General features: G+C 63.8%; 13 protein-coding genes. 11 read left to right on the top strand and 2 right to left on the bottom strand.

The annotated features are described in order from the left end of the window. The first annotated feature begins 33 nt into the window (after positions 1–33). From ACTNAU_RS05640 to ACTNAU_RS05630, 3 genes are all read left to right on the top strand, one after another. On the top strand, positions 34–1,941 hold the full coding sequence (locus ACTNAU_RS05640) for an ABC-F family ATP-binding cassette domain-containing protein (RefSeq protein ID WP_441097828.1): 1,908 nt from the start codon (positions 34–36) through the stop codon (positions 1,939–1,941). Further along, positions 1,914–2,474 carry a hypothetical protein gene (locus ACTNAU_RS05635; protein WP_441097827.1) on the top strand — a complete coding sequence of 187 codons (561 nt, stop codon included), beginning with the start codon at positions 1,914–1,916 and terminating at the stop codon, positions 2,472–2,474. The genes ACTNAU_RS05640 and ACTNAU_RS05635 overlap by 28 nt, the downstream gene beginning before the upstream one ends. A 509-nt stretch (positions 2,475–2,983) precedes the next feature. Further along, positions 2,984–4,264, top strand: coding sequence for an alkaline ceramidase (locus tag ACTNAU_RS05630; protein ID WP_441097826.1), 1,281 nt, complete (start codon positions 2,984–2,986; stop codon positions 4,262–4,264). Between the two features lie 143 nt (positions 4,265–4,407). Here ACTNAU_RS05630 and ACTNAU_RS05625 read toward each other — a convergent pair whose 3' ends face one another. After that, positions 4,408–4,848 carry an FMN-binding protein gene (locus ACTNAU_RS05625; protein WP_185916747.1) on the bottom strand — a complete coding sequence of 147 codons (441 nt, stop codon included), beginning with the start codon at positions 4,846–4,848 and terminating at the stop codon, positions 4,408–4,410. 312 nt (positions 4,849–5,160) lie between these two features. On the opposite strand from ACTNAU_RS05625, the gene ACTNAU_RS05620 reads away from it, so the two are divergent. The 4 genes from ACTNAU_RS05620 to ACTNAU_RS05605 all read left to right on the top strand — a co-directional run bounded on the left by ACTNAU_RS05620 (position 5,161) and on the right by ACTNAU_RS05605 (position 8,650). Continuing rightward, positions 5,161–6,216 (top strand): FAD:protein FMN transferase, encoded by a 1,056-nt coding sequence (locus ACTNAU_RS05620; RefSeq protein WP_441097825.1) that lies wholly within the window; start codon positions 5,161–5,163, stop codon positions 6,214–6,216. Positions 6,217–6,240: 24 nt separating this feature from the next. After that, entirely contained in the window at positions 6,241–6,786 is a 546-nt protein-coding gene (locus ACTNAU_RS05615; protein ID WP_441097824.1) for a Gx transporter family protein, read from the top strand. A gap of 246 nt (positions 6,787–7,032) precedes the next feature. Beyond that, complete coding sequence (locus ACTNAU_RS05610; RefSeq protein ID WP_441097823.1) at positions 7,033–8,139, top strand: BMP family ABC transporter substrate-binding protein; 1,107 nt, start codon at positions 7,033–7,035, stop codon at positions 8,137–8,139. A gap of 169 nt (positions 8,140–8,308) precedes the next feature. Then, a complete protein-coding gene (locus ACTNAU_RS05605; RefSeq protein WP_441097822.1) occupies positions 8,309–8,650 on the top strand; it encodes a transporter in 342 nt (113 codons plus the stop codon). A 52-nt stretch (positions 8,651–8,702) separates the two neighbouring features. Here the strand turns inward: ACTNAU_RS05605 and ACTNAU_RS05600 are convergent, their stop codons facing one another. After that, complete coding sequence (locus ACTNAU_RS05600; protein WP_256136404.1) at positions 8,703–8,897, bottom strand: hypothetical protein; 195 nt, start codon at positions 8,895–8,897, stop codon at positions 8,703–8,705. A 234-nt stretch (positions 8,898–9,131) separates the two neighbouring features. Here ACTNAU_RS05600 and ACTNAU_RS05595 point away from each other — a divergent pair, with 234 nt between their 5' ends. From ACTNAU_RS05595 to pfkB, 4 genes are all read left to right on the top strand, one after another. Beyond that, complete coding sequence (locus tag ACTNAU_RS05595) at positions 9,132–10,745, top strand: peptidoglycan D,D-transpeptidase FtsI family protein (RefSeq protein ID WP_441097821.1); 1,614 nt, start codon at positions 9,132–9,134, stop codon at positions 10,743–10,745. 153 nt (positions 10,746–10,898) lie between these two features. Then, positions 10,899–11,768 carry a MerR family transcriptional regulator gene (locus tag ACTNAU_RS05590; protein ID WP_441097846.1) on the top strand — a complete coding sequence of 290 codons (870 nt, stop codon included), beginning with the start codon at positions 10,899–10,901 and terminating at the stop codon, positions 11,766–11,768. 375 nt (positions 11,769–12,143) lie between these two features. Next, the gene (locus ACTNAU_RS05585; RefSeq protein WP_185916739.1) at positions 12,144–12,896 is read left to right on the top strand and encodes a DeoR/GlpR family DNA-binding transcription regulator; all 753 of its coding nucleotides are present in this window, start codon (positions 12,144–12,146) and stop codon (positions 12,894–12,896) included. After that, positions 12,893–13,813, top strand: a complete 921-nt coding sequence (gene pfkB, locus ACTNAU_RS05580; RefSeq protein ID WP_185916738.1) for a 1-phosphofructokinase — start codon at positions 12,893–12,895, stop codon at positions 13,811–13,813. Before ACTNAU_RS05585 ends, pfkB begins: the two co-directional genes overlap by 4 nt. The last annotated feature ends 21 nt before the right edge of the window (positions 13,814–13,834 follow it).

The raw sequence follows: 13,834 nt of genomic DNA, 5'->3' as shown, positions 1-13,834 counted from the left end.
TGAAAATCTCTCGACGACACAACAGGTGACACCATGGAAATCAAGTGCAACGACCTCTCCCTCTCCTTCGGCCAGTTCCCGATCTTGCAGGGGGTCAACTTTACCCTGACCGACACCTCTCGGGTGGGGATCATCGGCCAGAACGGGGCGGGCAAGTCCACCCTGCTCAAACTCATCACCGGGGAGCTGACCCCCGACGCGGGCGAGCTGTTCATCACCCGGGGCACCAGCATCGGCTTTCTCAAGCAAAACAGCGGCCTCTCGGCTGAGCGCACCATCTTCGAGGAGATGCGCTCGGTCTTTTCCCGGCTGCTTTTCTGCCAGGAGCAGATGGCAAAGCTCCAGCGGCAGATGGCCGCGGTCGACCCCGCCGGCGCCGACTACGCCCGGATGGCCGCCGACTACGCCGCCCTGAACACCGAATTCGAGGCGGGCGACGGCTACACCATCGACTACCGCATCCGCACCGTCCTCTTCGGCATGGGCTTTGGGGAGGAGGACTTCCCCAAGGAGATCTACAAGATGTCCGGCGGGGAGAAGACCCGCCTGGCCCTGGCCAAGCTGCTCCTCCTGGGTCCCCAGGTGCTGCTGCTGGACGAACCCACCAACCACCTGGACTTCACGACCCTCCTCTGGCTGGAAAACTACCTCAAGGGCTACAAGGGCTGCGTGGTGGTGGTCTCCCACGACCGCTACTTCCTCGACACCACCGTCACCGAGATCCTCGAGGTCTCCCGCCACCGGGTCAAGAGCTACAAGGGCAACTACAGCCGCTACAAACAGCTCAAGGAGGAGGAGCTCTACGCCGGTTCCCGCGCCTACGAAAAGCAGCAGAAGGTCATTGAAAAGTACGAGGATTACATCCAGAAAAACCTGGTGCGGGCCTCCACCTCCAAGATGGCCAAATCCCGCCGCAAGGCGCTGGAGAAGATGGAGGTCCTCGAAAAGCCCACCGAGGAGAAGGAGGTGGTCCGCTTCACATTCCCCTTTGACCGGCCCCCCTTTGAAAATGTCTTTTCGGTCAAGGGGGTGGATGTCTGCGTGGAGGGCAAAGCCCTCATCCGCGATGTCTCCTTCACCGTCAAGCGGGGGGAGAAGGCCTGCATCGTGGGGGAGAACGGGGCGGGAAAATCCACCTTTTTAAAGCAGGTGCTGGGAATGCTGCCCACCCTTCGGGGCAGGATACAGACAGGCGGCTTTGTGAAGATCGGCTACTTCGAGCAGGAGCAAAACCCCTTTCACCCCGGCGAGACGGTGCTGGACGCCCTGCACAACAAATACCCCGGCATGACCGAGTTGGAGCTGCGCTCCCACCTGGCGGCCTTTGCCTTTACCGGGGAGGAGATCGAAAAGCGGGTGGGCGAACTCTCCGGCGGGGAGCTGGCCAAGCTGAAATTTGCCAACCTGAGCCTGCAGCGACCCAACGTCCTAGTGCTGGACGAACCCTCCAACCACCTGGACCTCTTTGCCAAGGAGGAGCTGCAAAAGGCCCTCAAGGCGTATGAGGGGACCATCCTCATGGTCTCCCACGACCGCTATCTCCTCAACGACACCGCCGACTACATCATCGAGATGTCCCGCAGCGGGGTGGAGATCACCCCGGGCAATTTCGAGGCATACCGCGCCAAGTTGGAGGCCAGGGAGGCCGCCAGCCAGGCCCAGGAACAGGAGAAAAAGCCTGCCCCCAAGCAGGAGGCGGGGAGCTACCGCTCCAAGGAGGAGCGGCGCCGGGCCGCCCAGCGGCGGGAGGCCCTCTCCCGGGTGGAGCGGGCCATCGAGGCCTGCGAGGCGGAGATGGCCGCCCAGCAGGCGGCCCTGGCCGACCCCGACGTGCAGAGCGACTACCAGCGGCTGGCGGACATCACCGCCGCCCTGGAGGCGCTCCAGTCCAAATTGGATGGGTTGATGGAAGAATGGGAAACGCTGGAAAGCGCGCAGTAAAGGGCCGGGTCCGCACCGCGGCCCTGCTGTTGGGGGCGGTCGCCTCCTGCGTTGTGGCCATGGAGGCCACCTATTATGCCACCCGGGCAGTGGCGGGCCGGGTCGAGCGCTCGGCCCTGGGCAACCTGGTGAGCACCGCCCGCCTCTTTTTGAAGAGCGAGGTGGACCCCCGCCCCTACATTCAGGTGCTCTTTGGCAGGGGGGACACCTTGCAGCTCTTTTTTGACTACACCGACGCCCTGGGGGACTCGGCCCTGCGCGCTGAGATGCAGCCCCAGGCGGTGGCGGTGGGCTTTCTCGACATCCTCAAGGCCATCCCGGTGGAGCAGAAGATCGAGCGCATCCGCTGTGACGACGGGGCCATCACCTTCTTTTTGCCGCAGGCCGACATGGAGGAGGGGCGTGCCTACGCCGAGATCCTGGCTGGCAGCAAGGCCTTTCTTCGGGTCAAGGTCACCCCCGGCACCGGCGGGGTCTACCTGGCCTGCGAGCTGCCCTCCCTGGCGGAGGTGCCCGCCCTCGCGGGGAAATGAAGAAATACCTGAAAGCGCGCCCTCTGCGGAGAAGCAGGGGGCGCGCTTTTTGGCAATTCTAGCGCCTGCCCTCCCGATTTTGCCGGGGGTTTAAATGGCTCTCGCATAAGGCTTTCCTGAAAAGAAGGGTGCCGAAGGCGCAGAAGGAGAGGCGATTTTCGGATTGTAGACGACGCGAAATGGCATCCTGGCTTACCAGTTCAACGGTGACAGCGGGTGTCATGCAGTCCTACCATTTTGGTGTCCCTTGAGGGACTGCGCCTGCATGGCACTCCTCTCAGGCACCTGTTTTACTGGCGGTTTTGATTGCGCTGGAAACGAGGAGAGCGCGCTGGCGGAGAGAGGAGGGGCGTGCTATACTGGGGTTGGCCGAGGTGGGGCAAGCGAAGAAGACCGGCAAAATACACCGCTGTATCCCGAAAAAAGGAGCTTTTGCGGGGCGGGTGGGGACAGCGTCCGCCGGAATGGCCCCTCGCACCGGCCACCTGTGAAAAAAGGAGAAATCAGAGATGGATACAACCAATCAAACCGCCCTGCGCATGGGCTATGCCCAGGCCGACGTCACCCCGACGGGGCCGGTCATCACCATCGGCTTTGGGCGGGAGGACCAGCTCTCCCGCGGGGTGCTAAAGCCCCTCTCGGCCCAGGTCACCGTCTGGCAGCTGGGGGAGGAGCGCTGCTGTCTGGCCGCCATCGACCACATCGGCCTCGGGCTGGAGCACGCCCGGGCGCTGCGCGACGAGCTGGGGGAGGCGCTGGGCATTTCCCGGGAAAAGGTGATGCTCTGCTTTTCCCACACCCACGCTGCGCCCAACGACAGCGAGGAACCCGCCTATCTGCGCCTTCTCTGCGAGCGGGTGCTGGCAGCCGCCGCCGAGGCGGCCGGGCAGATGGCCCCCGCCCGCGCGGGGTGGGGCAACGGGCACACCTCCATCGGCGTCAACCGCCGCGCGGACAGCGCCCAACTGGACGACCGGCTGGGCGTTTTAAAGGTGACGGATCCCGCCACCGGCGAGCTCCGGCTGCTGCTGTTGCGGCTGACCGCCCACGCCAACGCCCTCAAGGGGGACAACTGGCTCATCAGCCCCGACTACTTCGGCGCGGTGCGGGAGCTGCTGGGCCGCCGGTACCGCTGCCCAGTGGTGGTCACCCAGGGGGCGTCGGGCAACGTGGCCCCCCGCTATTTCTGCTCGGATGAAACCCCGCCCGACGCCGTGGGGGACGCCTTCCAGCACTCTGCCACCGCTCTGGAGGACATGGCCCAGACCGTCCTCCGGGACGCCGAGCCGGTCATCGACCGCATCCGCCCGCAGGGGGTGGAGCGGCTGGCCATGTTTGCCCGCACGGTCGAGTTGACCGCCGAGGTCCCCAGCTGCGAGCGGGCGCTGGAAATCGCCGATGAGGCGCGGCGCTTTTGCAAAATGGACGGCACGGCCTGGCTGGCCGAGGTGCGCCGCCTCCTCGACGCCGGTGTCCGCCGGCAGGTGGAGGCGGTGGAGGTGCAGTACTTTTTGCTGGGGGAGGGCTGTCTCTGCGGGGTGCCCAACGAGGTGATGTGCGAGTTCGCCCTGCGCGCCGCCACCCAGGTGGGGAGCGAATACCTCTACTTCGGCGGCTACACCAACGGCTGCGGGGGCTACTTCCCAACAGAGGAGGAGTTTGACCTGGGCGGCTACGAGGTCTACTGGTCGCTGCTCCTCTACTTTCCCTACTTCGGGCGGGTGTTCCCCCTGCGGCGGGAATCGGCGGGCCGGCTCATCGACTTTGTGGCCGCCAACAGCCCCCTGTAAAGAAAAAGGCCCTTCACACGCCGCCGCCTCGCCCCTCTGCGGGCGGCGGGGTCGGCGCCGGATCGGCACAAAAAAATGGGAGATGCTACAAACAGTAGCATCTCCCATTTTGCAAGCTCTGTTTTGGCCTGTCAAAGCGGCACTTAGGCAGCGGTGACGGTGACGGTGTCGGTCTTGCCCTCTTTCATGCTCTTCTCCAGCTCGACCAGCAGCACCTTGATGGAGTTGGAGGAGTTGGTGGCGCCGGCGACAGCGGCCATCTTCTCGGCGGACTGCTTCTCCACGTACTGGGTGGCGATGTCCTTGTAGAACTTCTCGGGGTAGTTGCCGTTGACCGGCTCCATGGAGGCGCGGTAATCGGCATCCTGAGACTTCTTCTTCCCGGCGGCGTTTGTGGCGTCGGCGGTGCAGGCAGTGACCTTGCCGTCTTTGACGGTGACCTCGACATACTCGGTCCAGCCGTGCTCGTCGGCAGCGCTGTACTGGGCCTTGTAGGTGCCGTCTTTGTAGGCGGATTTGCCGCAACCAACAAAAACGGAGAGGGCGAGAATGGCGACCATAGCAATGGACAACACTTTCTTCATAATATTCTCCTTTTCTCCAGCGCAAAGAAACTTACCTGGTGCGCGCCGCCCCCGGACGCTGGCGTGAGGACGGACACAGACCGGAAAGCTGTGACAAAAGGCGCACCTCACCATTTATCATTCCCGGGCTAACTATTAATATACCCTATTATATCCAATTTGTCAATCGAGAGAAAGGGAGCAAATCCCCCCTTTTCTGTGCAGGTTCGACAACCCTTTTCGAGGGGGAGAGTTGACACCGCAGTTTTGGGCAATTACAATAGAGAAATCGGATGGCAAATAGACAGTTTTGCCGGAAAGGGGAGGGGTTTTGTGGAAACGGTGAAAAAGCGGACAAGGCGCTGGCCGGCGGCCGTGGCGGTGGCCGCCCTGTTGCTGGCCCTCCTCCTCTTTGGCCGCTGGTACGAGGAGGGGCGGGCCTCCTCTTCCAGCACCGACTTTTTGATGAACACCTTTGTCAGCCAGACGGTGTACGGCCCCCACAGGGAAGAGGCGATCGCCGCCGTGGTCGAGCGGCTGCGCCAGTTCGAGTCGGTCTATTCCCTCTACAAAGACGGCTCCCAAATCGAGGCCATCAACCAAAACGCGGGGATCGCGCCGGTGGAGGTGGACGCTGAGGTGTTCACCCTCATCGCCCGGGCCAAGGCCCTCTCCGAGGAGAGCGGCGGCGCCTTTGACATCACCGTGGCCCCCCTCTCCCTCCTCTGGGACATCACCGGCAAAAACCCACGCGTCCCCGCCCAGGGCGAGATCGACCAGGCCCTGGCCCTGGTGGACTACCGCGACATCCTCCTGGACGAGGAGCGGGGGACGGTGATGCTCCGCCGCCCGGGGCAGAAGCTGGATCTGGGGGCCATCGCCAAGGGGTATGCCTGCGCGGTGGCCGGGCAGGTCTACCAGCAGCAGGGGGTCGAGTCGGCGGTCCTCTCCATCGGGGGGAACGTCTACACCGTCGGCCACCAGCCGGGGGGAAAGCCCTTTGACATCGGGGTGTCCGCCCCGGTCAAGGACCGGACCGAACTCCTGGGCACCCTCCACGCCGACGGGATGGTGATCTCCACCTCCGGCGCCTACGAGCGGTATTTCGAGGTGGACGGCCAGCGCTATCACCACATTTTCGACCCCGCCACCGGCTGGCCCGCCCAGTCCGACCTGCTGTCGGTGACGGTCATCTCCGAAGACGGGGCCCTGGCCGACGCCATGTCCACCGCCCTCTTTGTGGAGGGGCTCTCCGGCGTCAAGGAGAACCTGGACCGGGAGGAGTTCTCCCTCCTCGCCGTCGACGCCACCGGCGCGGTCTACCTCTCGGACAACATCAGGGACGACTTTGCCCTCACCGACGAAAACTATCACCTGGCCGACGCGTAGCGCCCGGGGGAAAGGAGCGGCACCATGCACCAGAAAACCAGGCGGATCGCCCTGTTGGGGCTCCTCTTTGCCGTCTCCCTGGTCCTCTCCTTTTTGGAGGGGCTCATCCCGCCGCTGCCGGCCATGCCCCCCGGGGTCAAACTGGGGCTGGCCAACATCGTGGTGATGTACAGCCTGCTCTGCCTCGACTTTCGCAGCGCCCTCACCCTCACCGCCCTCAAGGGGCTCTCGGCCTTTTTGATGCGGGGGGCCATCTCCGCCTGCATGAGTTTGGCGGGCAGCCTGGTCTCGGTGCTGGCGATGGAGGGGGTCGTCCTCCTCTCCCGCGCCTTCAAAAAAAGCCGCAAGGTGGACCTATTGACCCTGGCCATGACCGGCTCCATCGGCCACAACCTGGGCCAGATCGGAATGTCGGTCCTCCTCCTCAAGACCACCGCCGCCTTTTACTACCTGCCGGTGCTGCTGGTCTCCGGCGTGGTAATGGGGGTGGTCACCGGCTCCACCCTGCGGGTGGTGATGCCCCACATCCAGCGGCTGCAGCTGTGGGGGGAGGGCAGCCGCCGACAATAGCGAATGGCCAGCGGGCCCGGCATCTGCCGGGCCCTTTTTTTGCGCGGCGATCCGCCGTGGCCCCCTTGCAGGGCAACTTGTCATACACTTAGTACAAATGTACAAAGAAACGGCCTGCTCTTTTGGCAGAAGGGGGAAAATGGAGCCCCCGTGTTGACAGCTTGTTGTCTTGATGTTATGTTTTAGATACAAGTTGACTGGGCGTCGATCGCGCCTGAAAACGGTCAAAAAACAGATGGGGAGGATATGAAAACCATGAAAAAATGGATGGCGTCGCTGCTGGCGCTGAGCGTTCTCGCGGGGTCGACGATGACCGGCTGCGGGGAGAAAAAAGAGGCGGGGAACGAGAGCTCCAGCCAGCAAAAGCACATCGAGAGCATCTGCTATGTCACCGCCAACCTGGGCGACAAGTCCATGTCCGACATCGCCAACGAGGGGCTGGTGAAGGCGGGCAAGGAGTTTGGCCTGACCTACAAGACCATTGAGTACGGCACCGACAAGGCGAAGATCGAGCCCAGCATCCTCGACGCGGCCGAGAACTACGACCTGGTGTTCCTCTCCGGCAGCGAGCGGTTGGAGTACGTGCAGAAGCACGCCGCCGAGTTCCCCGACGTCAAGTTTGTGGCCTTTGACGTCGACCCCAGCAAGGTGCCCGAGCACCCCAACGTCTACTGCATCACCTACGCCCAGAACGAGGGCGACTTCCTGGCGGCGGCCCTGGCCCAGAAGATGTCCAAAAACGGGGTCATCGGCTGGGTGGGCGGTCGGGAGGACACGGTCATCAACGACTTTTTGGTGGGCTATATCGAGGGCAGTAAGCACGCCAACCCCAGTGGCAAGGTCGCCATCTCCTTTGTGGGCGACTTCTCCAACGCCCCCAAGGCCAAAGAGCTGGCCCTGCTGCAAATCGAGCAGAGCGGCGCCAACATCATCCACCAGGTGGCCGGCGGCGCCGGGCTGGGCGTCTTTGAGGCCCTGAGCACCAAAGAGGGCACCTGGGGCATCGGCGTGGACGCCGACCAGCGCAACTTCTTTATCGAGAGCAAGCCCGAGATCGCCGACCTGATCCTGGTCTCCATGCAAAAGCGCAACGACGTGGCCATCTACGACCTGACCAAGATGACCATGAACGGCGAGACCGAGATGTATGGCACCAACGAGACCTGGGGCATTGCCCGGGGGGCCATCGGCCTCTCTGAAAACGACTTCTACAGGCAAAACACCCCCAAAGAGGTGCAGGACTACATCGCCCAGTGCAAAGAGGGCATCACCGGCGGCTCCGTCAAGGTGAAAAGCGCCTTTGGCATGGAGCAGGACGTCATCAACACCATGAAAAACGAGGTCAAAGCCTAACGGCTTGCCCCCTTCCTTTTGAAAGCCCCCTCTTTTCCAAGCGGACCGGCGTCTGGCGGCCAGTGGTCAGATGCCGGTCCGCTTTTGTCCGGCTATTTGACATTTGCCCGGGCGGGGGCTACAATCGAAAAAAAGCCGGTGTGACCGGCGGGGAGAAGGGGGAATGGGGATGGGCATCTTCTATCAGTTCTGCCTCGCCGTGTCGGCCGGGATCGTGCTGGGCTTTTTGGGAGGGGCGATCAAGGCCATCTGCCGCAAGAAAGGGTATTCCCAGCAGCAGGTGACGCAGGCCCGAAAGGTGCTGGCCCGGGCGGCCCGGGTGGCCAAATACCTCACCTTTCTCGGGCTGGCGCTGGGACTCATCTGGTGCGTTTACTTTTTGGTGCTGGGGGCGGTGTCCCCCGGGCAGGCCGAGTACGCCAACAACATGTCTGAATTGATCGTCGCCGTCCTCACCGTGGTCTCCATCGTCTTTGCCTTCCTCGAATTCCTCAAGCACGCCGACAGCTGAACGGCCGCAGGCAGAAAAAAGCCGCCCTACAAAGGGCGGCTTTTTTGGCCCGTCACGGCGGGTGCGGCGGGTCCTCCTCCGGCAGGTCGTCCAGGGCGTATTCGACGGCTTGCAGGAGGAGGGAGTTGAGGGAGACGCCGGTGCGCTTTTTGAGGGCGCAGAGCCGGTCGTAGAGGGCGGCGGGGAAGCGGGTGGTCAGGCCGATGTCGGCCCCTTTGTACCCAATTGCCCTGATTGTAAACGCCATTGCAAGACCGCTCCTTTCCTCTCGGTGTACAAGTCTACAATAGCGCAGATCGGCCCGTCGATAAAGAGTAATTTTCGTGAGTGATTTGGGCAAATACTTCAGTCCACTGGTGAAATGGTGCAAAAAATTGGTCCTCCCGTGCTTTTGTCACAGAAAAATGGAGATGTGCTTTCGGGTTTATCCCCCCGCACCGCCGCCCATACTAAGGAAAAAAACAGGGGAGGCGGTCTTTTTATGCGCCGCGTGAGGGAAAAGCGAACCAAACTGCAAAAGCGCACCCGGGTGGTGGCCCTGGTGCTGGCGGCCGTGTCGGTGCTGCTGGGGGTGCGCATCTACGCCCTCGGCCGGGACGAGGAGATCGTCTCGGCCGCCCGCAGCCAGTCCACCCGGCGGGTGGTCATCTCCCAGAACCGGGGGACCATCTTCGACTGCAACCTGCAGCGGCTCACCAACGCTGAGACCGGGTACAAGCTGGTGGTGACCAAAAACTTCGGCCAGGTCAAGTCCATTCTGCAAAAAATCGTCCCCGACGACCGGGACTACGCCCTGGAGATGGCGGCCAAGGGGAAAATCTTTTCGGTCCGCCTCACCGGGCCCCTCAACTTTTCCGGGGGCTACACCGTGCGCTACCAAAAGCCGGTGGGGGAGGGGCAGTTGGCCCCCCACATCATCGGCTACACCGATGAAAGCGGCGGCGTAGTGGGGCTGCAAAAGGCCCTCAACAGCCAGTTGGAGGAGCTGGGCGGCGAGCGCTCCCTCTCCTTTGGGGTGGATGCCACCGGCTCCCCCCTCCTCTCGGGAGAAATCACTGGCGAGTCCGACCCCGACCTCAACCGCGGCCCGGTGCTGACGCTGGACAGCCGCATCCAATCCCTCTGCGAGGAGGTGGGGAACCACTCCATCGAGTCGGGGGCCATCGTCGTTCTCGACAGCGCCTCGGGCGAGATCCGGGGCTGCGCCAGCTTCCCCGCCTACGACCCGGCCAACGTGGCCGCCAGCCTGAACGCCCCCCACTCCCCCCTGGTCAACAAGGCCTTTGAGGCCTACGCCGTGGGTTCGACCTTCAAGCTGGTCACCGCCTCCGCCGCCGTGGAGAGCGGCATCTCCCCCGACACCCGCTTTACCTGCAATGGCCAGGTGACGGTGGGGGACACCGTCTACCGCTGCCACAAGCTGCAGGGCCACGGCGAGCTGGACATGGCTGGGGCCATTGAAAAGTCCTGCAACTGCTATTTTGTCCAGCTCTCCCAGCAGATGGGGGACGAGTTCCTCCTCTCCCTGGCCAAGGACATGGGGTTTGGCAAAAAGACGGTCTTCTGTGACGGCCTCTCCGCTGCGGCCGGCAACCTGCCCACCGCCCAGCAGCTGCTGCAGGGGGACATGGAGAACTTCTCCTTCGGCCAGGGCAAACTGCTGGCCACCCCGGTGCAGTTGGCGGCCATGGTCAACGTCTTTGCCCAAAACGGCGTCTACCGGCAGCCCACCCTGCTGCGCGGCACCTACCAGGACGGCCAGCTGCGGGCCGAGGCGCCGGCCGCCGCCCGGCAGGTGATTTCAGAGAAAACCGCCGCCGCCGTCAAGGAGGCCATGCTCCAGGTGACCGAGGAGGGCGGCACCGGCACCCGCGCCAAGGTGGAGGGGCTCTCCATCGCCGGCAAGACCGCCACCGCCCAGACCGGCGTCTTTGTGGACGGGGAAGAGCAGCTCAACGCCTACTTCTCCGGCTTTTTCCCCGCGGAAAACCCCCGCTACACGGTGGTGGTCTTCTGCGAAAACGGCGGCGAGGGCAGCTTTGTGGCCGCCCCCATCTTCAAGGAACTGGCCGCGGGGCTGATGGCCCTGCAGTAGGGCCTGAAATTTTTTTAAAAAGTCCATTTCCCCCCTTGACCCTCACGCACCGTGAGGGGGTATAGTAGTCGTAGAGGGCAGCGGTCCCCGCCGCCCCCTCTGCCGGCAGAACGAACATCCACCACGACAAAAAGGGAGGGAGCACAAGCTGTGATGACCGTCAAACAGGTCGCCTCGCTGACCGGCGTCAGCGTGCGCACCCTGCAATTTTACGACGAGATCGGCCTGTTCAAACCGACCGCCACCAGCGAGGCCGGCTACCGCCTCTACGACGAGGCCGCGTTGGAGACCTTGCAGCAGATCCTGTTTTTCAAGGAGCTGGACTTCACCCTGCGGGAGATCCAGGCCATTCTGGCGGACCCCGCCTTTGACCGGGCGGCCGCCTTCGCCAAACAGCGGCAGCTCATCGAGATGAAACGGGACCGGCTCAACGGTCTGTTGGAGCTTTTGGACAGGCTGGCAAAGGGGGAGACATGGTTGGACTTTGACAAATTTGACATGAGCGAGTACTTCCGCGTGTTGGCGGAATTCAAGGAGACCCACCTGGAGAAGATCGTCGAGCGCTTCGGCAGCGTCGCGTCCTTCGACGAGATGCTCGATGAGCTGAAAGCCCACAGCGGGGACATCGCCCCGCTGGTGCTTCGGCAGTACGGCAGCATGGAGAGATACGCGGCCGCCATGAGGGAGACCTTTCAAAACTACCTGGAAAACGGCCCCTCGGTCGAGCCCTCCCAGGTGGATGAACTGGTCGCCCAGGGGGACGCCGTCGCCCACCGCATGCTGAGTGACTTGCAGGCAGACCCCGCCTCGCCCGAGGTGCAGGCGGCCGTCGCCGAGTGGGTCGCCATGGGTGAGCGCACCAGCGGCGGCGCCGACATGGGCGATGGGTACTGGCCCTTTTTGGCCGAGTGCTACCTGACAAACCCCGCCTATATCGAGGGCACCGACCGCCACTTTGGCAAAGAGGGGTGCGCCCGCTTCTTGGGCCTCGCCCTCAAAGCCTATCTCGCCAAAAAAGAATAGCGCCGCCCGGCGCAGAGAAAGAGAGCGGGCCCTGGCACACTTGGATGCCGGGGCCCGCTCTCCCTCTCTGTATAAAACCCGCCCGGAAGGGGAAACGTTCCAACAGGCGTCTTTTCAAAAAACACCCCTGGCGGATTCGGTCAAATCCAACCATTCTCTCACAAACAGTCAAAATCAGTCAGCCCTCCGCGACGGCGTTCAGCCCCTATAAGACTGGGAAAAGGGGAGGGTCGAGCAGATTTCACAAAAGCAAACAGTCATATTCGGTCAGAAACACAACAATTATTTGATTAAAAATGATTGAATATGATTGATATTGGTGATATGATGGGAGCACAGAGCGGGGGAAGCCCCGACAGAAGGGGGAGGAATGAGATGCTGACGGAAGAGCGCTACCGGGAGATCTTGCAGTGGGTGGCCCAGCGGGGCAGCGCCACGGTGGCCGAGTTGACCGCCCTGCTGGGGAGTTCGGAGTCCACCGTCCGCCGGGACCTGACCGCCCTGCACAGGATGGGCAAACTCATCAAGGTGCACGGGGGGGCCACGGCGCTGGAAAACAGCTATGTCGCCAGCGAGGACGAGGTCAGCGTCCGCCACGGGCAGAACACCGGGGAGAAGCGGCGGATCGCCGCCTATGCCGCCGGGCTCATCGGCGGGAGCGACTTCTGCTACATCGACGCGGGCACCACCACCGAAATGCTGGTGGACGCCCTGCAGGTGCGGGAGGCCGTCTACGTCACCAACGGGGTGGTGCACGCGCAAAAGCTGGCCCAAAAGGGCTGCCGCACCGTCCTCTTGGGGGGCGAGGTGCGGGCCGTGACCGACGGCATCGTCGGCGGCGAGGCGCTGGCCGCCCTGGGCCGCTACCACTTCACCAAGGGCTTTTTTGGGGCCAACGGCATCGGACTGCAGGGGGGCTTCTCCACCCCCGACCTGCGGGAGGCCCAGGTCAAGGAGGCCGCCCTCCTGCACTGCGGCGAGGCCTTTGTGCTGGCCGACCCCAGCAAGTTCGGCAAGCTCTCCTCGGTGACCTTTGCCGATTTGGGCGACGCCGCCATCGTCACCACCCGCCTCGGCGACAGGAGATATGCCGAGAAAACCACTGTTTGGGAGGTAGATACCCTGTGATTTACACCGTTACCTTCAACCCCTCGCTGGACTACACCCTCTCCCTCGAAAAGCTGGAGCTGGGCCGGGTCAACCGGGCGGCAGGCGAGACCCTCGCCGCCGGGGGCAAGGGGCTCAACGTCTCGATGGTGCTGCAAAACCTGGGCTACCCCAGCACCGCCCTGGGCTTTGTCTCCGGCTTCACCGGCGACGAGATCGAGCGCCGGCTGAAAGCCCGCCGCTGCGCCACCCGCTTTATTCGCCTGCCCGCGGGCCTCTCCCGCATCAACGTCAAGGTCCGGGCGGAGGAGGAGAGCGAGATCAACGGCCTCGGCCCCCCGATCGGGCCCGAGGCGCTGGAGGGGCTCTACGCCATCCTCGACGAGCTGGAGGAGGGCGACATCCTGGTGCTGGCCGGCAGCATCCCCGCCGCCCTGCCGGACGATATTTACCAGAACATCCTCAAGCGGCTTCAGGGCCGGGGGATCCGCGCCGCGGTGGACGCCACCGGCGACCTCCTCTGCGAGACCCTGCCCTACCGGCCCTTCCTCATCAAGCCCAACAACCACGAGCTGGGCGAGATCTTCGGCAGGCCCCTGGCGGGGGCGGAGGAGATCGCCTCCTGCGCCGAGCAGCTGCGCCGGCGGGGGGCGCAAAACGTCCTCGTCTCCATGGCGGGGGACGGCGCCATCCTGGTGAGCGAGGGGGGCGCCCGCTTTCGGGCCGCAGCCCCCCAGGGCCGGGTCAAGGGCTCGGTGGGGGCGGGGGACTCGATGGTGGCCGGGTTTTTAGCCGGCTGGCTGGCAAGCGGGGGCGACGTCAGGCGCGCCTTCGCCCTGGCCGTCGGCGCGGGCAGCGCCACCGCCTTTTCCGAGACCCTGGCCACCGGGGCCGAGGCCGAGCGCCTGGCGTCCCAGGTGCGGATCGAATCGTTTTAAGAGGGGTCGCCCCCCTTTGAG

It is taken from the genome of Bittarella sp. HCP28S3_D9 (assembly GCF_052065655.1).
Classification (GTDB): Bacteria; Bacillota; Clostridia; order Oscillospirales; family Ruminococcaceae; genus Bittarella; species Bittarella massiliensis.
This window is presented reverse-complemented; position numbering and strand designations above follow the sequence as displayed.